General features: G+C 39.0%; 22 protein-coding genes. 11 read left to right on the forward strand and 11 right to left on the reverse strand.

Translation table 11 applies throughout. The features are described 5' to 3' along the window. Positions 1 to 21: 21 nt before the first annotated feature. On the reverse strand, positions 22 to 699 hold the full coding sequence (locus IPP86_08765) for a response regulator transcription factor (GenBank protein MBL0138606.1): 678 nt from the start codon (positions 697 to 699) through the stop codon (positions 22 to 24). Between the two features lie 456 nt (positions 700 to 1,155). Between IPP86_08765 and IPP86_08770 the strand changes: the two genes are divergently transcribed. The 3 genes from IPP86_08770 to IPP86_08780 are packed head-to-tail and all read left to right on the forward strand — an operon-like array spanning position 1,156 to position 2,757. After that, positions 1,156 to 1,629: a hypothetical protein gene (locus IPP86_08770; protein ID MBL0138607.1), complete on the forward strand. Its 474-nt coding sequence runs from the start codon at positions 1,156 to 1,158 to the stop codon at positions 1,627 to 1,629. A gap of 50 nt (positions 1,630 to 1,679) precedes the next feature. Further along, positions 1,680 to 2,084 carry a hypothetical protein gene (locus IPP86_08775; GenBank protein ID MBL0138608.1) on the forward strand — a complete coding sequence of 135 codons (405 nt, stop codon included), beginning with the start codon at positions 1,680 to 1,682 and terminating at the stop codon, positions 2,082 to 2,084. 52 nt (positions 2,085 to 2,136) lie between these two features. After that, a complete protein-coding gene (locus IPP86_08780; GenBank protein MBL0138609.1) occupies positions 2,137 to 2,757 on the forward strand; it encodes a hypothetical protein in 621 nt (206 codons plus the stop codon). A gap of 66 nt (positions 2,758 to 2,823) precedes the next feature. Here IPP86_08780 and IPP86_08785 read toward each other — a convergent pair whose 3' ends face one another. From IPP86_08785 to IPP86_08825, 9 genes are all read right to left on the reverse strand, one after another. Next, positions 2,824 to 6,267 carry a pyruvate carboxylase gene (locus IPP86_08785; GenBank protein MBL0138610.1) on the reverse strand — a complete coding sequence of 1,148 codons (3,444 nt, stop codon included), beginning with the start codon at positions 6,265 to 6,267 and terminating at the stop codon, positions 2,824 to 2,826. A gap of 142 nt (positions 6,268 to 6,409) precedes the next feature. Then, positions 6,410 to 8,437, reverse strand: a complete 2,028-nt coding sequence (locus IPP86_08790; protein MBL0138611.1) for a thioredoxin domain-containing protein — start codon at positions 8,435 to 8,437, stop codon at positions 6,410 to 6,412. A 126-nt stretch (positions 8,438 to 8,563) separates the two neighbouring features. Further along, entirely contained in the window at positions 8,564 to 9,631 is a 1,068-nt protein-coding gene (locus tag IPP86_08795) for an alpha/beta hydrolase (GenBank protein MBL0138612.1), read from the reverse strand. 108 nt (positions 9,632 to 9,739) lie between these two features. After that, complete coding sequence (locus IPP86_08800) at positions 9,740 to 10,183, reverse strand: DUF1801 domain-containing protein (GenBank protein MBL0138613.1); 444 nt, start codon at positions 10,181 to 10,183, stop codon at positions 9,740 to 9,742. A 77-nt stretch (positions 10,184 to 10,260) separates the two neighbouring features. After that, entirely contained in the window at positions 10,261 to 11,421 is a 1,161-nt protein-coding gene (locus IPP86_08805) for a hypothetical protein (protein ID MBL0138614.1), read from the reverse strand. Then, entirely contained in the window at positions 11,418 to 12,146 is a 729-nt protein-coding gene (locus tag IPP86_08810; GenBank protein MBL0138615.1) for an ABC transporter ATP-binding protein, read from the reverse strand. The genes IPP86_08805 and IPP86_08810 overlap by 4 nt, the downstream gene beginning before the upstream one ends. A 6-nt stretch (positions 12,147 to 12,152) precedes the next feature. After that, positions 12,153 to 13,364 carry an ABC transporter permease gene (locus IPP86_08815; GenBank protein ID MBL0138616.1) on the reverse strand — a complete coding sequence of 404 codons (1,212 nt, stop codon included), beginning with the start codon at positions 13,362 to 13,364 and terminating at the stop codon, positions 12,153 to 12,155. 12 nt (positions 13,365 to 13,376) lie between these two features. Further along, positions 13,377 to 14,531: an ABC transporter permease gene (locus IPP86_08820; protein MBL0138617.1), complete on the reverse strand. Its 1,155-nt coding sequence runs from the start codon at positions 14,529 to 14,531 to the stop codon at positions 13,377 to 13,379. Between the two features lie 56 nt (positions 14,532 to 14,587). Beyond that, the gene (locus tag IPP86_08825; protein MBL0138618.1) at positions 14,588 to 15,343 is read right to left on the reverse strand and encodes an outer membrane lipoprotein-sorting protein; all 756 of its coding nucleotides are present in this window, start codon (positions 15,341 to 15,343) and stop codon (positions 14,588 to 14,590) included. A gap of 286 nt (positions 15,344 to 15,629) precedes the next feature. Between IPP86_08825 and IPP86_08830 the strand changes: the two genes are divergently transcribed. From IPP86_08830 to rpmA, 5 genes are all read left to right on the forward strand, one after another. Beyond that, positions 15,630 to 16,256, forward strand: a complete 627-nt coding sequence (locus tag IPP86_08830; protein ID MBL0138619.1) for a phosphoribosyltransferase — start codon at positions 15,630 to 15,632, stop codon at positions 16,254 to 16,256. A gap of 190 nt (positions 16,257 to 16,446) precedes the next feature. Then, positions 16,447 to 16,869 (forward strand): hypothetical protein, encoded by a 423-nt coding sequence (locus tag IPP86_08835; protein ID MBL0138620.1) that lies wholly within the window; start codon positions 16,447 to 16,449, stop codon positions 16,867 to 16,869. A 117-nt stretch (positions 16,870 to 16,986) separates the two neighbouring features. After that, positions 16,987 to 17,568, forward strand: a complete 582-nt coding sequence (locus IPP86_08840) for a CDP-alcohol phosphatidyltransferase family protein (GenBank protein ID MBL0138621.1) — start codon at positions 16,987 to 16,989, stop codon at positions 17,566 to 17,568. A 257-nt stretch (positions 17,569 to 17,825) separates the two neighbouring features. After that, positions 17,826 to 18,137 (forward strand): 50S ribosomal protein L21, encoded by a 312-nt coding sequence (gene rplU / locus IPP86_08845; GenBank protein ID MBL0138622.1) that lies wholly within the window; start codon positions 17,826 to 17,828, stop codon positions 18,135 to 18,137. A gap of 62 nt (positions 18,138 to 18,199) precedes the next feature. Further along, positions 18,200 to 18,472 (forward strand): 50S ribosomal protein L27, encoded by a 273-nt coding sequence (gene rpmA / locus IPP86_08850; protein ID MBL0138623.1) that lies wholly within the window; start codon positions 18,200 to 18,202, stop codon positions 18,470 to 18,472. 125 nt (positions 18,473 to 18,597) lie between these two features. Here the strand turns inward: rpmA and IPP86_08855 are convergent, their stop codons facing one another. Then, entirely contained in the window at positions 18,598 to 19,005 is a 408-nt protein-coding gene (locus tag IPP86_08855) for an SRPBCC domain-containing protein (GenBank protein ID MBL0138624.1), read from the reverse strand. Between the two features lie 257 nt (positions 19,006 to 19,262). On the opposite strand from IPP86_08855, the gene IPP86_08860 reads away from it, so the two are divergent. The 3 genes from IPP86_08860 (at position 19,263) to IPP86_08870 (ending at position 23,152) form a co-directional block, all read left to right on the forward strand. After that, positions 19,263 to 19,952, forward strand: a complete 690-nt coding sequence (locus IPP86_08860) for a WYL domain-containing protein (GenBank protein ID MBL0138625.1) — start codon at positions 19,263 to 19,265, stop codon at positions 19,950 to 19,952. 84 nt (positions 19,953 to 20,036) lie between these two features. Next, positions 20,037 to 20,534 carry a DinB family protein gene (locus IPP86_08865; protein MBL0138626.1) on the forward strand — a complete coding sequence of 166 codons (498 nt, stop codon included), beginning with the start codon at positions 20,037 to 20,039 and terminating at the stop codon, positions 20,532 to 20,534. Between the two features lie 254 nt (positions 20,535 to 20,788). After that, positions 20,789 to 23,152 carry a TonB-dependent receptor gene (locus IPP86_08870; protein ID MBL0138627.1) on the forward strand — a complete coding sequence of 788 codons (2,364 nt, stop codon included), beginning with the start codon at positions 20,789 to 20,791 and terminating at the stop codon, positions 23,150 to 23,152. Positions 23,153 to 23,155 lie beyond the last annotated feature (3 nt).

Below are 23,155 nucleotides of genomic sequence, written 5' to 3' on the forward strand. Positions count from 1 at the left end.
TGCAGTTATTCCTGCTTTTTTTTAGAAATAGTTTCGGTAATGAATTGTCGTCTTCCTCTCGTACCGTTCCAATACTTCAAAAAAGTTTGTACACTCAAGACGTCTGTACAAATCACAAAATACTTTGTCGACAGTTTTCTTACTCAGGAATAATTGTTCGGCAATTGCTTTGGATGTGTATCCGGCTTTACGGAGTTCAATCACTTTTTTTTCCCTTTCACTGAAGGAAATTTCCCTGCCGATGTGATTTCCTCCAATGATGTTTTGCTTTCTACAATAATGAAATAGTGCATTGCTCAGAAGGTCATTCATATGTACTTTATATTCTGAAACATTCAGAATGGCTTCTTCTATATCTTCCAGCAAGTGATGATCAGCAAGAATCCCGGAAGCGCCGGCATTTACCAGTTCAATCATGATTTCATCATTAATTGTTTGTCCTGACCACCAGACCAGTAATCTTTTTTGATTATAACTCTGATCCGGAAGAGAGATGATCTCATCCGGAGTGTTTATCCTGACCAGGAGGAGATCGTGTTCTCTCATTGTATTGCCATTGTAGGAGCGAATGTCAGGCAGTATTGCTGATATTTTGATGTTGTCTTTTTTTGATAAATGCGCGGAGAGCCATTGCGCAAATAAATTTGGAAAGCCGCACAAGACGGTGCGCACTTCATTGTTTTCTTCTTTTTTATGCATGTCCGAAGAAAGGAATGATCATGGTTTTTCGCATCCACTATAAGAGGGAAATCGTGGAGTAAATGAACAGCGACTGAATGGAAATTGTTGATTACTCAAATATTCTCAGCATTTGTGCAAACTTCTCATCAAATATGAAATGGAATTTTTTAGAATACATGGGAAGTGTACTATCTAAATTGAGTATCACTTCCATTGTTTGAGCCTCGAAGTGAAATTAGTTTTGTCATCGAAAATAAAATTGATTCAAATATGCTTTTGCCTATAAATATTTTATTTAAGCTGAATGCGATGAGAGGGCTGTACATTATGTATGGCAAATATCGTTACTGGCCCTTCGGGGCAAAATGTATTCGTGGGGTGGCTCTCCCATGCTCAGTCTTAACCCCAATTTCAAAAATATATTTTAAAATAAATCATAATCATTTCAATTCTAAACCACATAAAAACAATCCCATGAAAAAGTTATTTTATCTGAGTGTTATTTGTCTGCTCTTCATTCAATCCGCATTTGCCATTGAAAGTAATTCAATTGCCGAACGCAATAACCTGCCTACATTCGAAATGGCCCGGCCTTGTACCTTAGTTGTTACGCTATCCGGTGGTTTGCACCGAAAGAAATCCGGATGCACCGGTCTTGCCATCGGCTGTCTTGATTTTTCTGTCAAATTTAATTCCGCTCCTGTAGGAGGCGGTAATACAGATGTCGGTCTCGAAATGAGAAGTGCTTCTCAGTTGACGCTTTCGGCATATTATCCGGAAAAAATTACAGATAAGGATTTTGAAGTGGAAGAAGATACTCCTGTTGGCTCTTCAATTTGCGAACAGTTGGGCTATTCATCCATTATCATCAAAAAAGGGTTTTATAAATATACAAGAGACAAATCCAATATCCTCACAGTTGATTTGACTTGTATATCCAAAAGATGATTTAATTTACCTCACTCGGATAATTTATTCTAAACAATAAAAACAAAAAAATGAAATCTACTATAAACCTGAAATGGTTGTTATTTCTGCTAATACTTGTTGGGAATATTGCACATGCTGATCCACTTAAGATTACAACGCACACTAAAATAAGTTTTGGCCGCAATAGCAAGGGTTGCAAGGGATTTGGGATATGCACTTCGACCTGGGTAACTTTCAATGAGTGTACATTGAGCACAGGAGATGATGGTAAAACATTTGTTCTGGAAGTTCCTGCTGTAAACGCCGGTTCATATCCTGAACAGTTTTCTCAGAAGAGTTTTATCATGGAAGAAGATTACACTTTTCCTGCGGAAATTCAAAGGAGCCTGAATCTCACAAAACCAATTCTAATAAAAGCGGGTTCTTATAAGATGGAAAAATCGTCGGCTGGATTTACCATCTTTTTTAATTAATATTTTCATGGGTCCGTAAAATGAATTGCGGACCCATGCTAAATTCAAACATATGAAAAAATACTCTTTGATTGTTCTCGTTTTTATTATGTGTTGCTCCTGCAGAAACGCGTTTATGCTTTACATGGGAATGCACAACCCGAATAAAACTCCGCACCTGAGCACCGTGAAAAATTATTTGGCCGGGAAAAATATGAGAACCGATAATGTTGTTTTTCCAAAGGACTCCACAAGCCTTGCGCAAACCGCGAACAATCTTCATTTTGGATTACCCTATCTGGTTGTTTATAACAAGGAAGGGAAAAGGGTAGTCGTCAATGATTCGACAACTTGTAACAATCCGAAAGACGAATTTACAAAACGGGTCTGTGAAAGACAGCCTCTTGGAATTGATACATCACGTGACCTGAGGACTGAACTTCAAAAATATGTTGAAGTTCCTTTGGTGAACCGTACAACCCCATATCGTCTGGAAGAAACAAAACCACTTCTCCCGGATGATGCTTTCGATTATACCGTATTCATCTTTTGGGCCTATTGGGGTGGGAAGACAAACACCAAATACATTGAGCCCTGGGAGAAAAATCTGCTTGCACAGGAAAAGTGCAGGGTGAGAGTTCTTAAAGTGTGTATGGACAAGACCATAGAATATGAAAACTACATGCAACACTAGCTACACTGAATTCCTTCAGTAGATCTGGAGTCGCAGAATTTTTAGTTATTTATTTTTGAAAATCGACTATTCTTCAATTTCTATTACGAGGTCTTCGGATTCTACCATCGTAGCTTCGCTTAACGCGAGGCGTTTGATAGTAAGATCTTTTGTCGCGGTGATGGTTGTTTCCATCTTCATTGCTTCAATTGTGAACAAGGGAGCATTTCGTTTTACTTTTTCGCCTGCTTTCACAAAGATCCTTGCCAATCGTCCCTGCAATGGTGCGCCTATTTGATTATCACCGGATGCTTTTGGATTGCTGGCTCGCCTCACCACAACTGTCCTGTCTTTTACTTCAATCGAACGGGTTTGCCCATTGAGCCGGAAGAATACAGTGCGGTTTCCGTCATCATCAGCATGATCACTCACATACAACAACCGGATGAGCAGAGTTTTTCCTGTACCGATGTTCACCATGATTTCTTCGTTGCTTTTCATGGGGAAGAAAAAGGCGGGAGTAGGGAGAGGACTTAGTTCTCCAAACTGTTTTTGAAAATTATAATATTCTTCAAATACTTTTGGATAGAATTTCCAGCTCAGAAAATCAAGAAAGCTCTGGTAGTGATCAAATTTTTCCTGGAAGAGAGCGAATTCTTTTTCAAATTCTATCGGTTGAAGATGCGCATTCGGGAGGTCTGTATACGGTTTTTCATCTTTCAGAATCATTTTTTGCAACTCTTCCGGCCAGCCTCCATAAGGTTGACCTAAATCTCCGCGGAACATGCTTTTCACAGACTCAGGAAACGATAACGTTTCACCTTTTGCATATATATCTTCCTTTGAATAATTCCCTGTAACCATGAACATAGCCATGTCACCTACAACCTTAGAGCTGGGTGTTACCTTGACAATGTCTCCGAACATTTCGTTGACATCTTCATAAGCTTTTTTGATATCGTCCATTCTTTCCGCTAAGCCGAGAGATAGTGCTTGTGGTTTCAGATTGGAATATTGTCCGCCGGGGATTTCATGTTTGTATACTTCCGCGGTTCCGGCCATCAGACCGGATTCAAATGGATAATAATATTCACGTACTGTTTCCCAGTAATTTGAAAAGTCATTGAGTGAAGGAATGTCAAATCCGGTTTCATGCGGAGTATTTCGCAAAACTTCAGCAAGCACGTTGAAGTTTGGTTGCGAAGTAAGTCCGGACAAAGAAGCCAAAGCGACATCTACAACATCTACACCTGCTTCTATGGCTTTCAGATACGTTGCATTTTGTATTGATGAAGTATCGTGCGTATGTAAATGAATTGGAATGTCGATTGATTTTTTCAGAGCATTGATCAGTAGTTCCGCGGAATAAGGCTTAAGCAGTCCGGCCATGTCTTTGATGCCAAGAATATGTGAGCCGGCGTCTTCCAGTTTTTTTGCCATATCCACATAATACTGCAATGAATACTTCTGACGCTTTGGGTCAAGTAAATCACCGGTGTAACAGATACATGCTTCCGCAAGTCCGCCTGTTCTTTCACGAACCGCACGAATGCTTACGTTCATGCTGTCAATCCAATTCAGCGAATCAAAAATGCGGAATACATCTACTCCGTTTTCCCAGCTTTTTTCAATGAATTTTTCAACCAGATTATCCGGGTAAGAGGCATACCCTACTGCATTGGCACCACGGATCAGCATTTGCAGCAAAATATTTGGCACCGCTGACCGGATCAATTGAAGACGCTTCCAGGGACATTCATGCAAAAAGCGAAGCGCTACATCGAAGGTTGCACCGCCCCAGACTTCCATAGAGAATAATTGCGGATGATGACGGGCATAACTTTCGGCGACTTTCAACAAGTCCGTTGTCCTTACTCGTGTTGCGAGCAAGGATTGATGCGCATCACGAAATGTAGTATCGGTGAATTTTACTTTTGCTTCGTCTTTCAGCCAGGCCGCGAATTTTTCCGGTCCAAGATCATCCAGTTTTTGTTTTGTACCGTTTGGAATTTTCTGATTTCTGTCGAATGCCGGGACTTTAGGGCTATGAAAAATTTTGCTCTTGTCAATTTTAGCTACATCCGGATTTCCATTCACAAGTACATCCGCCAGATAGCGCAGCATTTTCGTTCCTCTATCCTGGCCGGCTTTTGTAAGTAATAAATCGGGATGTTTTTCAATAAAGCGTACAGTGATATTTCCGCTTTCGAAAAGTGGATGCATGATCACATTTTCAAGAAACGCGATATTGGTTTTGACACCACGGATCCGGAATTCTGTGAGCGCTCGATACAACCTGCGGCTGGCTCCTTTGAGTGTCCGGCCTTTGGCGGTTATTTTTACCAGCATGGAATCAAAGAAAGGAGAAACTTTTACACCCTGGTATGAGCTGCCCTCGTCAAGCCGGATACCATAGCCGCCGGCATGACGATAGGCGATGATGGTTCCATAATCCGGTTTGAATTCATTCGATGGATCCTCTGTTGTGATCCGGCATTGAATTGCGAATCCATTACATGGAATTGAAGCCTGATCTGCAATGTCGATTCTTGGAGAAGAAAGAGCAGTGCCATCTGCAATTAGAATCTGACTTCTGACAAGATCGATGCGGGTGACTTCTTCAGTTACTGTATGTTCTACCTGGATACGTGGGTTTACCTCGATGAAATAAATATTTTCATCCTTGTCCACAAGAAATTCAACAGTACCTGCATTGTTGTAATTTACATACTTCGCGATACTCAGCGCATACTTATAAAGATTGTCTTTTGTTTCCTGTTTCAGATTGGGTGCCGGAGCTATTTCCACCACTTTTTGAAACCGTCTTTGCACACTGCAATCACGTTCATACAAATGCACAATATTGCCTTGGTTGTCGCCAAGGATCTGAACTTCTATATGCTTTGGGTCATCAACATATTTCTCGATAAAGATTGTATCATCTCCAAATGCGTTTCCGGCTTCACGGCGGGCTTCTGAAAAGGCTTTTTCAAGATCTTCTTCTTTATGAATCACTCTCATTCCCCGGCCGCCACCTCCGGCACTTGCTTTAAAGATGACCGGGAAACCAATACGCCTTGCTTCTTTCAGCGCGATTTCTGTCGAGGTTAATTTCTCTTTGTTGTCTTCAATAACAGGTACGCCACAGGCGCGTGCAACCAGTTTGGATTTTACTTTATCTCCAAGTTGATCCATAACCTCCGGTGTCGGGCCAACGAAAATGATTCCTTCTTCCCTGCAACGTCTTGCGAAATGAACATTTTCACTGAGAAAACCATAACCAGGATGGATCGCCTGGATTTTATTTGCTTTGGCGATACGAATAATCTCTTCAATATCCAGATAGGGTTTCAGGGGATCGTTGTCGGCTCCGATCTGGTAGGCTTCATCTGCTTTAAAACGATGTAACGAATATCGGTCTTCATAAGTAAAGACTGCAACCGTACGGATGCGAAGTTCTGATGCGGCACGTAAAACGCGAATGGCGATTTCGCCACGATTGGCGACAAGAAGTTTTTGAATTTTTTCCATAGGGAGATGAGCAGAAAGAGGCTAAACCAAAGAAAGTAAATTACCTCAAAGTTGATTCAGGCCGGAAGCAATATCTGTCAACAAAAAAGTGTTGGTTACACCCGATTTACGGGTGCAGGAGTAAAAACTAAGTAATTGAACCCTAGTTGACAGGCTGGGAAATTTGTTCTAATGCTTCCTGAACTGTTTTCACCGGTAATTTGCAAGTGTGGTTCTGACATACGTAGATCAAAGTTTCTCCTTTGATATAGCGGTTGTTCAGCAGACTGAGTTTTCCGGAATCGTTTTTACATCCGGCATAAAGTACATTGATCGTGTACAGAGCCTGGAGTTGTTTGCGATAAATTTCAGCCTCCCCACCAACGATCACCACTTCTTTTGATGGATAAACAAATCTCATCAACAAAATTGCCCAGTTGGAATATCCTGAACCGTATTTTTCCATTTCTTTTGAAACCGAATTCACCATTCGGGACGCAATTTCGGAATACCTGTTGTTTTCAAAATAAATTCCAAGAGAATAAAGACCTTTCGCCATACTTGAATTAGATGCCGGAATTACATTATCGTGTATTTCTTTTTTACGTGCTATTAGTGCAGGGTCAAGATCAGATGTAAACCAGAAAAATCCGGAATCAGCATCGTAGAAATGTTCAAGAGTATAGTCTGCAAAATTAGCGGCTTCCATTAACCAGGATTCTTCAAATGTCGATTCGTAAAGTGAAATGAGGGCTTCTATAGTGAAAGAGTAATCTTCCAGATATCCGTTTATACTTGCTTTGCCATTTTTATAACTGTGAAATAGTCCACCATCATTACGTTTCAAACTTTTTAAAATAAGGCTTGCATTCCTTTTGGCTGTCTTCAGGAATTCCGCATTCCCAAAAGTCATGTAAGCATCACAACAGGCTTTTATCATCAACGCATTCCAGGATGTGAGCTGTTTGTCGTCAAGTCCCGGACGAATTCTTTTGGAACGGACACTTAGCAATTTGTTTTGCGCATCGCGCATTTTGTTTTTTAAATCCGAAACTGTAAGGGAGAATTCTTCAGCAATGTCTTTGTCTTCGCGATGACGAAGGAGAATATTGTTTCCATGTTCCCAAAGCCCTTTCGCGTTGACATTGTAATAAGCCTGAAAAAGTGGAAAATCATTGTCGAGAATTGTTTGCAATTCCTCTGCTTTCCAGGTGTAAAATTTTCCTTCCTCTCCTTCAGAATCCGCATCCAGGGCGGAATAAAAGCCACCTTCGTCGGAAGTCATTTCCCTTTGTACCCATTCCAGTGTTTGTTCCACAACGTCTTTGTACAGTTCATTCCCGGTCGCACGATATGCTTTTGAATACAACGAAATCAACTGTGAGTTGTCGTACAACATTTTTTCAAAATGCGGAACTTTCCAGATGGAATCGACAGAATACCTTGCGAATCCTCCTCCAATCTGATCGTAAATTCCTCCAAAAGCCATTTTGTTGATTGTGAGATATACATGCTCCAAAAGTTGTGTATCCTTATTTGCATGGGCGTAGTCCAGCAAGAATTCATAATTATTTGGCAAAGGAAATTTTGGAGCACGATTGGGTCCGCCTTCTTTTTGATCAAAATGTCGTTTCCAGCCGGTGACTGTTTTGTCCAGAATATCTTTGGAAAATTGTACAACCTCATCGGATGTGTGGATGACTTCTGTTTGTTGAATTCCTTGTGTTAGTTCTTCCGCATATTGGCGTGCTTTTTCAGGTTCATTTACATAGAAAGTATACAGTTTGATCAGAATATCTTTCCATGCATGATTTGGAAAATAGGTGCCTCCGTAAATAGGTCTGCCATCCGGAAGAGCAAAACAATTTAATGGCCAGCCGCCACTACCTGACATCAATTGAACAGCAGTCATGTATACCTGGTCAATATCCGGCCTTTCCTCACGGTCAACTTTAATGCACACATAATGATCATTCATCAGTTGGGCAGTGATTGAGTCTTCAAAGCTTTCCCTCTCCATCACATGGCACCAGTGACAAGAGCTGTAGCCAATAGAAATCAATATAAGTTTGTTTTCTTTCTTCGCTTTGTTCCATGCTTCATCACCCCAGGGAAACCAATTTACCGGATTGTGCGCATGTTGTAATAAGTAGGGACTGCTTTCGTGAATCAGTGAATTTGTGTGCTCCATTTGCTGTTAAATACAGGTCAATAGCCCGGAATGGAAGAGAAGAATGATTTTTAAAATGCAATTTACATATTTAATTGAAAGAAATCTTTATTGTTCAATTTCAATATTCATGTATAAAAATTGATTTCAATGAATGGCCTCATTCTGTAAAGCAGAATCCCGGGGGACAAGGAAATTTCGAATAGTGTTCAAATAAGCTCTGGGTTGCTCAATGGAGATTGAATGACCTGCATTCGGAATGATGATTATGCGGTGATCCGGAAACATTTCAAGATATTCATTGGTGTATCCCCAGTTTTGATTGTCGCATTGTCCTTTCATAATTAAAACGGGAAAATTACATTTCAATAGTTTCGTTCGAACATCCGGTGTAGAAGCAAAACTGGCGACAGTCATCACCTGACAATAATATCCTCCGCCATTTTCTGCGACCGGAGCCTTTGAAATATCACATACTGTTGATTTATTGGTTTCATTGCTTAAATGAGTTTGAAATGCGTCAGCCTCCTGATCTGAGGCAATTTTCCATCCAAATGTTCTTGCAAACCATGCCATAGCTTTGGTTCTGATATTTTGAGTCATCTGGTTTGCCTGTGCATTTGTATAAGCCGGTTTTTTTAATTGTAAGCTTTCCGGAACAGAAATTGCAGCCAATTCTTCTTTGATGGGCAGAAGCGGTCCGGGTCCGGTGAAAATTATTTTTTCAATTTTATCAGGGTGATCCGCTGCATAAAGCGTTGCAAGAATTGCTCCCCAGCTTTGAGCAAGCAGAATTACTTTTTTCGATCCGATCCGTTCAATAATTTCTTCGAGATCTTCTTTGTGTCGTAGAGCCGTGTATTGCTTGATGTCATCAAGCCGATTGGAGTAGCCGCATCCAACCTGATCATACAGGTAGATGTCGAATCCATCTTCATTCAATGGAGTAAGTGATCTGATATTTCTGTCATAGATTGGACTACCAGGTCCTCCTTGTAAGAATAAAATCGGAATGCCTGTCTGATGTTGTGTTGCTCGTATCAATGTGTAGGCAATTTTTGATCCGCTGTTTAAATTCCAGTACTCTGTTCCTGCACGTGTTGTCAAGTGCGGGATATTGTAAGATCTGGGTATAAAAACAAGACTAGTATAGATTGTAAGCAATAACAAAAGAACAATACCAAAATACCGTAATACTTTTCGTTTTCGAAGCATGGAATTACCTCTTTTGGATTTTAGGATAAAAAATGCAAATCACTTTATTGAATACGGGCAGAAATAATTAAACTCTCAACAAGAAGCTCTTCATTAAATTGCTGTCCTTTATGAACGATTTATTTTGATTTTACTTTTGTGCTGAATTTTCTTTTTAGAAAATTGCTCATCAAGCAAGACCGCTTCTTTTAGAAGTTTCACTAAGGCTTTTTCATTGATTTCACTTGTAGATTTAAATATTTTATAAAAAATCTGTTTGTTTGTTCCATGAGTCAGATATTGATCAACGTCTGCTAACTTATTTCCATACCAGAATCCCATTAGCACACCTTCTTTGATACCTCCACGAGGAACGGTAGAAGGCCAGAGGATACATATGCCTTTATTGCCATAGAAATAGGGCACATTGAACGAGATTTTTTCTTTGACCCTTTCAGGAAGATTTTCGAGAATAATCTGTCGCAGGACATCGATGATGATGCGTTCCTTATCAGGTAAATATTCATATAGTTCAACGAATGAACCAAATTTTTGCGATAAATGATTTTTCATTCAAAAGCGAAGTCAGGTTGAGATAAAACCGTGATCAAAGTATCAATTTTCTTTTGATCAAAGAAAATCAATTTCGCTTAGAAACTAAACTTTATTCTTAGGTAAATGGTGTTTCCTGTTGTTTGATAATCTTCCGTGATTTTTTCGAACATGCATTGTGCTGTCAAATCAAGGTCCATAGATTCTGAAATATTAAAAGACAAACCGGGTAAGAAAATTGTACTGTTTCTTGTTGTTGAAAAAACAATGCCCAGGTTACCTGTGAGAAGCGGAGAAAATTGTTTGTTGACATTGGCATAAAACGAATATTGATAAGGCATTAAAAATTTAGCATTTAATACTCTGGGTTGTGCTATAATGGCAGAGCCTTCAGAAATAAAAACCCGGCTTTGATAAAGTGTTGAGAGGGAAGCGTACCAATTGTTATTAAATGAGTAATCCAATGTGAGAGAAGTACTGAGTACATTGTTTCCTTCTGAAGATTCATTTTTAGGAATAAAATAACTGAATTCACCTTTGAAGCCGGCATCTTTGATATTGCCCGCCCAACCACATCCGATAACCCAGTCGGTATAGTAAATTCCTGTTAAGAGTTGTAAATCGTAATTCCATTTATTTGTTTTATAAAGCACAGCCAGGACTGTTTGATCAGAGTTTTCACCAAGTTTAAATCCGGCTTCCAAACTAGTATTGGTATTGGGAAAGTACTGCATTCTTAAACCATCATTTCCCGGCCTTTCTTCGTAATCAAAATCAAGAAAATTAGATGCATTGAACAAATCATTTGGATTCCAAATTGTATTGATTCCCCAATTTATTCGTTGCCTTCCCAGAGTGAGAGTGAATTTTAGATGCGTGTAACTCATCATAAGTCGGTCAACGGTTGAATGTAATACCATAGCCTTTTTATTCACCCATAATTTACTGAGTTTAAAATATCCTTCATCAATATCGATATAATCTCCAAACCCTTGTATTAATTTAATTTGTTCTCCATAATACAGCCGGCTTCTGACTTCAACACGGGCAAGAAGGCTGTTTGTAAAATTCCATTTAAAATTTATCCTGTTATGGACCAGATTCCATGTATAAAGTGAATCAGCATTATTGGTAAATGAGGAAGCCTGCAGGTCTTTTATATAGCCTTTTAATTCAGGTTTTGTAAAAAGATTTTGGACAGCGAATAGGAATTCAGGTTGTAAAACTAATGCCAGGAATATAATCACTAAACGTTTCATGACCGGTGCTCCAGTTTTACCTTGGTTGGAAGTTTTTCTTTACCGGAAACATCAGATGTTACTTTGCCATCTTGTAAAGTGATCACCCGATGTGCCCTTTCAATGACGCGCTGGTCATGTGTTGAGAAGAGAAAGGTCATATTTTGCTCCTGGTTCAGTTTTTCCATAATGTCAAGCAGGTTGGAAGCAGAGACCGTATCAAGGTTGGCGGTTGGCTCATCTGCAAGAACAAATTGCGGTTTTGATGCCAATGCTCTTGCAACAGCGATGCGTTGTTGTTGTCCACCGGAAAGTTCTGCCGGACGTACATTTCCTTTATCGGGTAGTCCAATCTGGGTCAGAAGTTCTTCCACCCGATTTTCACGGTCCTTTTTGGATACCTTTTGAAGAAGCATGATAAACTCAATGTTCTCTTTTGCAGTAAGCACTGGAATTAAATTGTATGATTGAAAAACAAAGCCAATATTGCGCAATCGAAAATTGATTAATTCTCCCGGGCTCATCTTTGTAATATTATGCCCATTGATTTCGATATATCCTCTGGTTGGTTTATCAAGTCCTCCGATCAAATTCAACACAGTGGTTTTTCCTGAGCCGGATGGACCAACAAGGGCTGTAAATTCACCTCTTTTAATATGAATATGTACTCCGTTTACAGCATAAACCGGAATCGTTTTTTCGTTGTAGATTTTAACAACATTGTGGGTGTCGATAACTGTATCCATAGTTCTTTACTTACGAATGGCATCTGCCGGGTTAAGCGAAATGGCTCTTCTTGCCGGAAAGAGTGATGAAACAATGGTAGTGCTGATAACCAATTCCAGAATTATTCTGTAGTCACGAAAATTCAATACCGGATAAATTACGTCACTATAGCCAAAACTTGCATATACTTCTTTGTATACAGACATATCTATCCCTATCCTGCCAAAATAGAACGTTGTTAACCATGCCAGAAAGATTCCCGGAGGAGTTCCGCTAAAAACAAGAAAGACTGTTTCAAAAAAAATCATCTTGAATACATTTGTTCTTGTCAAACCAAGAGCCATCAGCATTCCTATTTCTCTTGTTCTTTCCAGAATGGCCATCAGCATTGTGTTGATTATTCCAAAGGCAAGCGCAAGCATGATGATTCCCATATATATATACATGCTTTGATTGGTGGTCGAAACTACCAGGTCCATTTCAGGAGCTAACTCACGCCAGTTTTCGATTTTCAGTAATGGATACTTTGTTCTCAATTTGCTCATTACCTGATCCAGTGTATTATTCGAATGCAACAGGATCGCGATTTCAAGAAGTTCATTCCCTGTTGATGTGAGCTCAGCCAGATCCTGCTTTTTGATAAAGATGTTTGATTCATCAAAAGGAGTGTTTTTAGTTCGGAAGATGCCGCAAATTCGAAAAGCCCCTGAAACTATATTGTTTTCTTTGTCCATAAATGTCAGGACAACTTTTGATTTTAGTTTTAATTTTAGCTTAGTGATTAATTTTTCACCGATGACCAGTTCATTGACTGCTGAACTTGTAAAATAAGTTCCTTCAATAATATTTGTTTCCAGATGTGTAGTAGAGGATTCCTTCACGGGATCAACTCCGCTGATTTTAACACCGGAGCTTCCATTGGCAGTTGCAATCATTCCCCTTGTTATAACCCTTCCACTTGCTGATTTTACCTCTGGGAAAGAAGAAATGGTCGTGATGATTTCCTGACCATCAGGGATGATAAAGTTTACATCATAATCCTTTTGGAATTGAGATGAATGTATTTGTATATGTGAGATTTCTTTTTCTATGGCCATACGAATCCGGTCTTCAACCATTCCATTCAGATAAGCCTGAATGAATAATCCTGCCCAGGTGCCAAATATTATTGAAACAATAATTACTGCACTTCGAGTTTTGTGTCTCCAGATGTTCCGCCAGGCAATCTTGATGATCATTTTATAATCTCCTCAACGTTTCATGTTTGTGATTGCATTCATTCGCATGATCTTTAATAGAGGGAACATGCCGATTAGTAAAGAAAGGATCATTACTATCAAGGCTTGCGTTAAAAATATCTGAGGATCAAAACTTGCTGGCCATATGGCATCGAATCCAAAATTTTTATAAGCATCAGCCATACTGCCTTTGAATTTAATCGGATGCAGTTCAAAGTAACGAACCACCGGGTAGCTTAAGAGTAATCCTAAAATTGTTCCCAGAACGGAGATCAGAATGGTCTCGCCGGTAAGCATCAGTGCGAGATGAAGTCTTTTCATGCCGATAGCGAGCATCATGCCGAGCTCATATTTGCGTTCAGCTAACATCATAATTAAAGTCCCAAAAATTCCAAATGCAATGAGCAAGTAGAGAACACCAATAAAAATGTAGAAATTGACATTGTCAGCCCTAATATGCCCTTCTATATCCGGCATCATTTTTTTCCAGGTTAATACTTCAAGTTCTTTTCCGGCTTGTTTGCTCAATGCATCTTCGGTTTGTTCCAAAAATGCAGGTGAGGAAATATTGAATGCGATGGTTGTAACCCGATTTCCTGTGCTTAAAAATGTCTGGGCAAATGATAAAGGGAGAAATACAAGGGATTGATTCAGTTGAGGTGAGCCAAATCTGACGATTCCGCAAACAGTAAATTTACCAGCGGCAGTATTTCCCTGGTATCCCTGACCTAAGAGGATGACGGTGTCATTCACTGAAATTTGTAATCTTTTCGCTAAATCTTCAGCTATTAATGCGCCTTCTTTGCGATCATTTAAATATGAGCCCTTTACAAGTTTTTCTTTGAGTCCGGTTAAATTGTTTTCTGGTTCCGCCTGTGTACCAACCAGCATACAGCCTACGGTAGCATTTTCTGAAGATGCTAAAATGAATGATTCAACTCGTGCAACAGAGCTTGTGATATTTTTTACTTTGTTTAGTGTTATTATTTTTTCTTCGGAATATTCAATACTATTCTCAAGTGTTTGTTCATTCCAATATCCTTGTTGATGGATTTGTATATACCCACTGTAAAAACTCACCACATTTTTAACAAGGTTGTCGAATACACCTTTTTGCAAGGACTTCATAGTTACTGCCAAAAGAACTGCAAACGCAACCGAAGCCATTGTGATTAATGACCTTCGTTTGTTTCTCCAAATATTTCTCCAAATGAATCGAAATATCATTCTTTTATCCGTTGCATATTTTGACTGGAAAAGAAACTATCTTCAATTGGTTTATCAAATTGCAGAGAATGGTAAATTAGAATTGTCTTGTTCCCTTTTTTGTCTGAAGGGATCATTTCCAGGTAGGATGGAAGCAACCTGCCGCCAAGTACTTTGATATCGCCGGCGATCATAGTATTAACCAAGCCATTCTCTTCATCGTAATATTCCGCTTTCAGGATCAGTTGGTCTTTCTGATCGATCCATAAAATGACTTTTCCCCACACAATTGCCGCTTCAGATTTTGGAATCATTTGAATTTTATAGCAGATCCGGTTATCAATCTCTTCGGTGTTGACGATTGATTGATTATAGTCTTCGACAATGCTTGCTTCTTTCACCAGATCATCATTTGTAAAATCAGTTCCCATCCAGCTTTGATTCATCATTGATGGAGGAAGCTTGATATTCCGTTCAATGGATGGTATCCAGTTCCATACTTCCTTTTTTCGTTTTAAGAAAACAATCCCTTTGTCTTTGGCAGGTTGTGTAATTAGAATCATTGCAAAATCGTTACCCTTGGTCCATGATTTCAGCTTCATTTCCCTGGTCCAGCCTGACCTCACGATCTTTATTGTCATCAGGGACTCTGAGCTTTTCCCTTTTGCTTTCGCATCGGCGATCCGTATGATTTCTTTTGCATCCTGGGCACTAAGTGTCAGAAAACATATGAGTAGTTGAAGTAACGTTAAAGTGGATATGATTCGTTTCATTTTTAACAATGCAATTAATTGAGATTGAAAATTGAATTGCCCTTTGTCTAATAAATTGCTATTCGTTGTTAGCCAAAAAAACGGGGATATTCATATGTTAAAATCACATCATAAACAGAAAGAACCAGGAACTTGTAATTGGCAAGTTAATTTGAATATATTGAAACAGGAATGATTAAGTTCATGGAAAGCTCTGATTGTAATCAGAATATTTCTCCTTTTGAAGTTTCATTTTGGACAGGAATTTTGAGAATTGAAATAATAGGGAGTTTGATTAGTAAATCCAATGGTGTATTCAAGCAGAACAGATGCAGCCAAAAAACTGATCCCGTTTCTCAGTAAATACAGAGATTCGGATGGTGTGGTTGTGGCTCTGCCCAGAGGCGGAGTTCCGATCGGAGCTATAATTGCGAAGGCCCTGAATCTCCCTCTTGAGCTATTGCTGGTAAAAAAAATCGGTCATCCCGACAATAGTGAACTAGCAATAGGAGCTGTAAGTTTGGATGAGGCTATCCTCGAGCAGCATTTTGATATTGAGAAAAATTATTTTAAAACTGAATGTGAAAGAATCAGGAGCAATTTGAAAGAAAAATATTTGCTGTATTCTGCCAAATCTGGGATATCAGATTTTACGGGTAAATTGATTATTCTGACAGATGATGGTATTGCCACCGGTTACACAATACGCCTTGCATTGCAAATGCTCAGAAAAAAGAACCCTTTAAAAGTAATTGTGGCGGTACCTGTCGCTCCTCCTGAAACTATTCAAAGTCTGGAGTCAACAGCGGATGAGGTTATATGCCCTTTGCAGCCTTCAGGATTTATGAGTATCGGGCAATTCTATGAAGAATTTTCACAGGTGAGCGATGATGAAGTAGTTGAATTAATGAAGGAGAGCAGGAAATTCAATTAACAATTCAAGTGAACATAGAGGTCTTCCATGGAAGTAAGCAATTCCAGTTCTTTAAATTTAAGGTCAATTTATTTTTATACAAAAATATACTGTTAAATGAAATGACAGAAGTCATTCTTTTCGAAAATTCATTTCGTTTCTATCTTCTTTATAACAGGTAACTTTATAGTATAATTTAAATACTGAAATCATGAAAAAGGAACAGGAAAAGCAAATCGGATTGTGGCTTGATCATGCAAAAGCTCATTTTATTGATGTGAGTGCTGAAACTCCTGTAATACAGACAGCTTATTCATCTCTTAATCCTGGTGAGCGGGAAGATGGTGAACATGGATCAGGAATCAGACTCGGCAATAACCGGTCAACCAACAATGAATACCAGAATCATAGCCGTGAACAAGAAGCTTACAGAGAGTTCTATAAAGTGCTTTTGAACAGGTTAAAGAATTATGATAGTATTTTTATGTTTGGCTCAGCTGAAGCAAAAGATGAATTGCATAATCTGATGAAAACAGATCATCATTTTGACACCAAACAAATCCATATAGAGCCATCAGATCATCTTACGGAAAATCAAATGATAGCCAGGGTGCTGAAGTATTTCAAAAATTAGTGTTTGGAATAAAACCGACTGGTTATTCTTAAGCTGTGTCATTTTCAGTTTGGTGATGTGTTGTTGAATTACACAGTAGTATTGAAAATTTTATATATTTAATTTTAGAAGTAGTTAATGTCCCGTCCGGCATTTTATATCATCAATGGTATCACCATTTATAGAATTCTGGCAGCGCCTGTATTAATCTGGTTGATTTATAGCGGCAATTTAGAATTGTTTAAATGGTTATTGGGCGTTAGTTTTTTTACGGATTTGATTGATGGTTTTCTGGCTCGAAGATTCCACGTTGAAAGTGTGATGGGAACCAGACTTGATTCAATCGGTGATGATCTCACTATACTTGCCGGATTTTTTGGCATGTATTTTTTCAAACATACTTTTTTTATGGATCAATTGCTGTGGTTTTATTTATTGGGAGGGTTGTTCGTGATCCAAACGATTATGTCATTTATTCGCTATGGAAAAACCACTAGTTTCCATACAGTACTTGCGAAAATGTCAGCTATTTTGCAGGGTAGTTTTATGCTGTTATTGTTTTTCCTGCCTCAACCGATTTATATTTTGTTCTACGTGACTATTGTCTGTACAGGATTGGAATTATTGGAAGAGATTGTTCTCACGTACATTTTAAAGGAATGGAGAGCGAATGTGAAGGGGTTGTATTGGGTTGTTCGGGATAAATATCTCTACTCCTGAATATTTCATATTTGCTATCGGATAATTCCCCAGATTGAGTATTCTTACGCTTTGAATGATATAAACGGGATCCATAACAGAGTCATTGATTGCCCTGATTAAAGCCCTGATGGCTCATCTATTTTATCGAAAATGATGTTTTTTGCTAAAATAGAGGCATAAATTTTCGACTTAGAATTTGCTTTTAAAAGGATTCTTACTACATTTGCATCCCTCAAAAAACTGAGGGGAATCCAAAAACGTTAATTTTCAAGAAAATGTACGCTATTGTAAACATCGCCGGACAGCAATTCAAGGTTCAGAAAGATCAGACAGTGATCGTTCACCGTCTCGGTGGAGAAGAAGGTAAACAGCTGGAATTCAGCGACGTAGTGCTTGTTGACGACAACGGCAAAGTGAAAGTTGGAGCTCCTACCATTAAAGGTGCGAGTGTTTCGGCTAAAATTCTGGGCCATGTTCGCGGAGATAAGGTTATTATCTTCAAGAAAAAGCGTCGTAAAGGCTACCAGAAATCGACTGGTCACCGTCAGGATTTGACTAAAATCCAGATTGAAAGCATTAAAGCTTAATCAGGACAGCAGAATTGAATTTCAAAATCATCATCAGAACACATTAAAATTACAATACTAAAATGGCACACAAAAAAGGGGTCGGAAGTTCGAAAAACGGTCGCGAATCACACAGTAAACGCCTTGGTATAAAAATATATGGCGGACAACGCGTTATTGCCGGTAACATTATCGTTCGTCAGCGTGGTACCCGTCATTTCCCGGGTGAAAATGTTGGTATCGGAAAAGATCATACTCTTTTTGCTTTGATAGACGGTACTGTTGTTTTCAGAAAAAAATTGAATGCAAAGAGCTTCGTTTCTGTTGCTCCTGCAACGGATCGCGCTGAAGCATAATTGCCTCAAACGGTTTAGAGTTTAACAAAAAGCCTTCTCATCGAGAAGGCTTTTTGTTTTTGTATTCAGAATGATGATGAATTGAATCTTCTAAAATCGATTTTTTCCTGGAATATTTTTTCTGATTATTTTCCTGAATTTTTAAGATAAGCTCTCCAGGGCTTCCAGTAATATTCCATCCATCCCTTTGTAATTCCCTGAATATGGTTTGCCGGTACACCTGTGTGAGTCATAATGATCAAGGCATCCTTCCCATCCTGATCAAATTGTAAAACCAAAACAGAAGGAACTTTCAAGTCTTCCCAATCCGCAGCCTGCCAGCTTTGAACAATCAGTTTGCCTTTCACAAGCAGCAGATTTTTTCCTGAGATGTAGCCATCCCATGCACTGAATGCAGTACCTGCTTTTTCTGAAATTTTTGCTTTTCCGCCACCGGTTAATAAGCTGTGTTCTTTTGAATTAAGATACATGGAGTACAATTGCTCTGCAATTTGATTCTTGAAGCGAACCGTTTGAATGATAGCCTTTGCCATGTTGTAATGATTGAATGAAATAGATACTGGCACTTGTAGAATGAAGCAGATCAAAATATGAATATTTCAGAATCTGAAATTAAGCATCCATGATTGCATTTTACCTCAGGTAAATTTAGTTAATTTTACATTCAATATAATCAGTATTTCAATCCAGAAAATAAACACTCACACCCACACCCACACCCACACCCACACTCACACTCACACTCACACTCACACTCACACTCACACCCACACTCACACTCACACTCCTCTTGAACCGTATCGATCGTCTCTTCGGAATCCTGACACTGCTTCAATCGCGCAGATTTACAAAAGCGGAATTGATCTCTGAAAAATTTGGAATCAGTATTCGTACAGTATACCGTGATGTAAAAGCGATTGCCGAATCGGGTATACCTGTTAGCTTTGAAGCAACCAAAGGATATTTTATTATTCATGGATATTTTCTCCCTCCAGTCTCTTTTAGTTCTGAAGAAGCCAATTCATTACTGCTGATGGAAGCAATTGCTTTGGGATTTGCGGATAAGTCAATTCAGAAACATTATGCATCCGCTCTAAACAAGGTAAAAGCGGTCTTGCATTCCGGGCAAAAGGAAAAAGTTGAAAAGCTAAGCAGGACAATGCGAATTCAGATCCCGGATTGTTTCAATAATGGATTTGAATATTTGAGTCCGATTCAGAATTCAATCATCTCCGGAACTAAACTTTCCATAAAATATAAAAATGCGAAGGAAGAGGTAAGCAAGAGATTGGTAGAACCGATTGGATTGGTTTTTTATGCGATGAGCTGGCACCTTATTGCCTGGTGTCATAAGACCGGGGAATACAGAGATTTTAAAGTCAAGAGGATAGTTGATCTGCAAGATACAAGGGAACAATTCAGTATTTCCAAACACATGGATCTGAATGATTACATGAAAAAACTTCCGGTTGATTATTAATAATATTTGAAAATTATTTTCATTCCGAAAACAGACTGCCATAGGGTTGTCAGTCGCTGTCATTTACTTTGTCAAAAAAAGAAAATGAAAATTCTGGAAATGTTATTAAAGGAAATGAATCAGGAAGCTGAAACTACGCAAAAGATGCTCAAGCAAATTCCTGATGACAAGTACGATTGGAGGCCACATACCAAAAGTATGACCATCCGGCAATTAGCCACACATATTGCTGAGCTTCCAACCTGGGTTAAAATGATTCTGACAAGCCCTGAACTTGATTTTGCATCTAATCCATATCATCCGGTTGTGATCAATTCAACTGCAGAGTTGCTGACCTATGCTCAGAAATGTCTGGAAGAAGGGACAACAAGTTTGGCCGCAGCCAAAGAAAGTCAGCTGGATGATACCTGGGCTCTGCGAGAGGGTGATATCATTTATCAGAAAACTTCCAAGGCTGAATTTATTAGAATAACCTTTTCTCAGATAGTACATCACCGGGCACAAATGGGAGTTTATCTTCGCCTATTGGACATTCCAATCCCGGGGAGTTACGGTCCAAGTGCTGACGAACAGGGCTTCTGATAAATTCTAAAAAACTGCATTTTTACTCTTCTAAAGCCGCAAAATTTGCCTGGTTTTAGGAGAGTTTTTTGTTTTTAAGCCTTTTCTGTTGAACCCTGGAAATTCCCCGGTTTTCTGCTCCCCTTTGAGTAATTTCAATCCTTACTTTTTACCCTTCACACTGTTTTTTATACGTTTCAGTTATAGCACTCTATGTGTAACCGGTTTTTGGGTTTATTTTGTGCTTAAATTCAAGCTTAATTTGTTTTAGGTCTATGAAAAGGAATTCAGTACTTCTGATTTTACTCTTGATCATCAAATCTTCGGTTTTTGCTCAATTACCATCTCAGACAATCCGGGGTTCGGTGATCGACAAGGCAAGTCACGAAACATTAATCGGTGCAGCAGTGCGTTTATTGGATAGTACTGAATTCAAAGGCACCGCCTGCGATCTCAATGGAAATTTTCGTTTGGAACATGTTCCATTAGGCCGACAAATGCTGAAGGTTTCTATGATCGGTTACAAGGAAGTTACTTTGTTTACTGTCGTGACTTCGGGGAAAGAAGTCGTACTAACTATTGAACTCGAACAATCTGTTATCGAAGGCAAAGAAATTACAATTGTTTCTGAGCGTGAAAAAGACAAGACCAATAATGAAATGGCAACTGTTAGTGCCCGGTCTTTTACTGTAGAAGAAACTTCACGTTATGCAGGTAGTTTGAATGACCCTTCCAGGATGGCAGCAAATTATGCAGGAGTAAGCAGCACTTCTGACGCTCGCAATGACATCATCATTCGTGGAAATTCACCTTTGGGAGTTTTATGGCGTTTGAATGGGATGGAAATTCCAAATCCGAATCACTTTGGTTCTCTTGGAACAACCGGTGGTCCGGTGAGTATCCTCAATAATAATTTACTTGACAAATCTGATTTTCTCACAGGAGCATTCCCTGCAGAATATGGCAACGCTCTTGCAGGAGTTTTTGACTTACAAATGCGATCTGGAAATAATGAAAAGACGGAATTTCTTGGACAAGTTGGATTCAATGGTTTTGAATTGGGTGCTGAAGGCCCGATTGGAAAAAAAGGTGGTGCCTCTTACCTTATCAATTACCGCTATTCCACATTGGGTGTCTTCAAAGCTTTGGGAATAAACTTTGGTACGGGAACTGCAGTTCCGGAATACCAGGATCTTTCTTTCAATGTGAATGTTCCAACAAAGAAGGTCGGCAAATTCGCATTGTATGGAATCGGTGGAAAAAGTTATGTGGAAGTTCTGGACAAAGAGAAAGATACTACACAGACAAATTTATACGATGGAGAGCGGCGTCAGGATGGTTATTTTGGAAATAACATGGGTGTGATTGGATTGCAACACACATATTTTTTCAATTCGACGACCTATTCAAAATTAAATCTTTCCGTCTCATCAGCAGGTGAAAAGTACAAGATTGATTCGATTTCTGTTCTTGACAATTCACCTGTGCCATATTACCGGAATAATTCAAATCAACAGAAATATACTTTTGATTACAGTTGGAATAAAAAATTTTCAAGTAAAGATTATTTGAAAATTGGTTTCACTATTAATCATTATGAGTACGCTTATCATGACAGCGGCTATGAATATGATCATTGGGAGCAATACAGTAACTTCAGCAAAGGCAGTAATCTCTATCAGGGATTTGTTCAATTGCAGCACAAGTTTAGCGATCATCTGGCACTGACAGCCGGTGTTCACGGACAAGATTTTGGCCTGAACAATACCTATGCTATTGAACCAAGAGCCGGTCTGCGTTGGGAAATCAGGGAAGGTTCTTCCATTAGTGCCGGTGCCGGAATGCATAGCCAGTTGCAACCCATGTTTGCGTATCTGGTTCGTTCTTATCTTAGTGATGGTTCTTATGTCGAAACGAATCGTAATCTCGAGATGACAAAGAGTAACCAGTTTGTTCTCGCATTTGACAAGTCTTTCAAAAAGGACATGCGTATTAAACTGGAGGCCTATTATCAGGATTTGTACAATGTCCCTGTGGAGACAAAAGCAAACTGGTATTCTATCCTGAATGAAGGAGCGGATTTCGGAATTGGAAGAGTCGACAGTCTGGTAAATACCGGTACAGGTAAAAATTATGGGCTGGAACTAACGGTTGAAAAATTTTATAGTCATGGATATTATTATCTCTTCACCGGTTCCCTTTATGAATCGAAGTACAAAGGCAGTGATGGAAAAGAGCGGAATACCGCATTCAATGGAAATTTTACGGTGAATATACTTGCAGGAAAAGAGTGGAAAGTAAAGGGAAAAAATGTTTTCGGCGTTAATCTCAAAACGACTTATGCCGGCGGTAAACGATATCTGCCGATTGATCTGGCTGAATCCGTTCTGTACCAGGAAACCAGGTACGATGAAATTCATGCTTACGAGAATCGGAGGAAAGATTATTTCCGTACTGATTTGAAAATTGGATATACAGTGAATAAAAAGAAGTCAACGCATGAGTTTTCAATTGACTTTGACAATATATTCAATACAAAAAATATCTGGCAGGAACATTTTGACACGAAGACAGGTAAGACCATCACGGAATACCAGATTGGATTTTTCCCGATACCGCAGTACCGTTTAACTTTTTAATTA

The organism is Bacteroidota bacterium, assembly GCA_016720935.1.
Lineage (GTDB): Bacteria > Bacteroidota > Bacteroidia > AKYH767-A > 2013-40CM-41-45 > JADKJP01.

What these genes read in the sequence shown, in the direction of transcription:
- IPP86_08785 (MBL0138610.1), bottom strand. Translation starts at nt 6,267, where the DNA reads ATGGAAAAAATTCAAAAACTTCTTGTCGCCAATCGTGGCGAAATCGCC.
- IPP86_08800 (MBL0138613.1), bottom strand. Translation starts at nt 10,183, where the DNA reads ATGAAAAATCATTTATCGCAAAAATTTGGTTCATTCGTTGAACTATAT.
- IPP86_08840 (MBL0138621.1), top strand. Translation starts at nt 16,987, where the DNA reads ATGTCCCGTCCGGCATTTTATATCATCAATGGTATCACCATTTATAGA.
- rpmA (MBL0138623.1), top strand. Translation starts at nt 18,200, where the DNA reads ATGGCACACAAAAAAGGGGTCGGAAGTTCGAAAAACGGTCGCGAATCA.
- IPP86_08795 (MBL0138612.1), bottom strand. Translation starts at nt 9,631, where the DNA reads ATGCTTCGAAAACGAAAAGTATTACGGTATTTTGGTATTGTTCTTTTG.
- IPP86_08765 (MBL0138606.1), bottom strand. Translation starts at nt 699, where the DNA reads ATGCATAAAAAAGAAGAAAACAATGAAGTGCGCACCGTCTTGTGCGGC.
- rplU (MBL0138622.1), top strand. Translation starts at nt 17,826, where the DNA reads ATGTACGCTATTGTAAACATCGCCGGACAGCAATTCAAGGTTCAGAAA.
- IPP86_08780 (MBL0138609.1), top strand. Translation starts at nt 2,137, where the DNA reads ATGAAAAAATACTCTTTGATTGTTCTCGTTTTTATTATGTGTTGCTCC.
- IPP86_08815 (MBL0138616.1), bottom strand. Translation starts at nt 13,364, where the DNA reads ATGATCATCAAGATTGCCTGGCGGAACATCTGGAGACACAAAACTCGA.
- IPP86_08810 (MBL0138615.1), bottom strand. Translation starts at nt 12,146, where the DNA reads ATGGATACAGTTATCGACACCCACAATGTTGTTAAAATCTACAACGAA.
- IPP86_08830 (MBL0138619.1), top strand. Translation starts at nt 15,630, where the DNA reads ATGGTGTATTCAAGCAGAACAGATGCAGCCAAAAAACTGATCCCGTTT.
- IPP86_08835 (MBL0138620.1), top strand. Translation starts at nt 16,447, where the DNA reads ATGAAAAAGGAACAGGAAAAGCAAATCGGATTGTGGCTTGATCATGCA.
- IPP86_08770 (MBL0138607.1), top strand. Translation starts at nt 1,156, where the DNA reads ATGAAAAAGTTATTTTATCTGAGTGTTATTTGTCTGCTCTTCATTCAA.
- IPP86_08790 (MBL0138611.1), bottom strand. Translation starts at nt 8,437, where the DNA reads ATGGAGCACACAAATTCACTGATTCACGAAAGCAGTCCCTACTTATTA.
- IPP86_08820 (MBL0138617.1), bottom strand. Translation starts at nt 14,531, where the DNA reads ATGGCTTCGGTTGCGTTTGCAGTTCTTTTGGCAGTAACTATGAAGTCC.
- IPP86_08855 (MBL0138624.1), bottom strand. Translation starts at nt 19,005, where the DNA reads ATGGCAAAGGCTATCATTCAAACGGTTCGCTTCAAGAATCAAATTGCA.
- IPP86_08805 (MBL0138614.1), bottom strand. Translation starts at nt 11,421, where the DNA reads ATGAAACGTTTAGTGATTATATTCCTGGCATTAGTTTTACAACCTGAA.
- IPP86_08825 (MBL0138618.1), bottom strand. Translation starts at nt 15,343, where the DNA reads ATGAAACGAATCATATCCACTTTAACGTTACTTCAACTACTCATATGT.
- IPP86_08865 (MBL0138626.1), top strand. Translation starts at nt 20,037, where the DNA reads ATGAAAATTCTGGAAATGTTATTAAAGGAAATGAATCAGGAAGCTGAA.
- IPP86_08775 (MBL0138608.1), top strand. Translation starts at nt 1,680, where the DNA reads ATGAAATCTACTATAAACCTGAAATGGTTGTTATTTCTGCTAATACTT.
- IPP86_08870 (MBL0138627.1), top strand. Translation starts at nt 20,789, where the DNA reads ATGAAAAGGAATTCAGTACTTCTGATTTTACTCTTGATCATCAAATCT.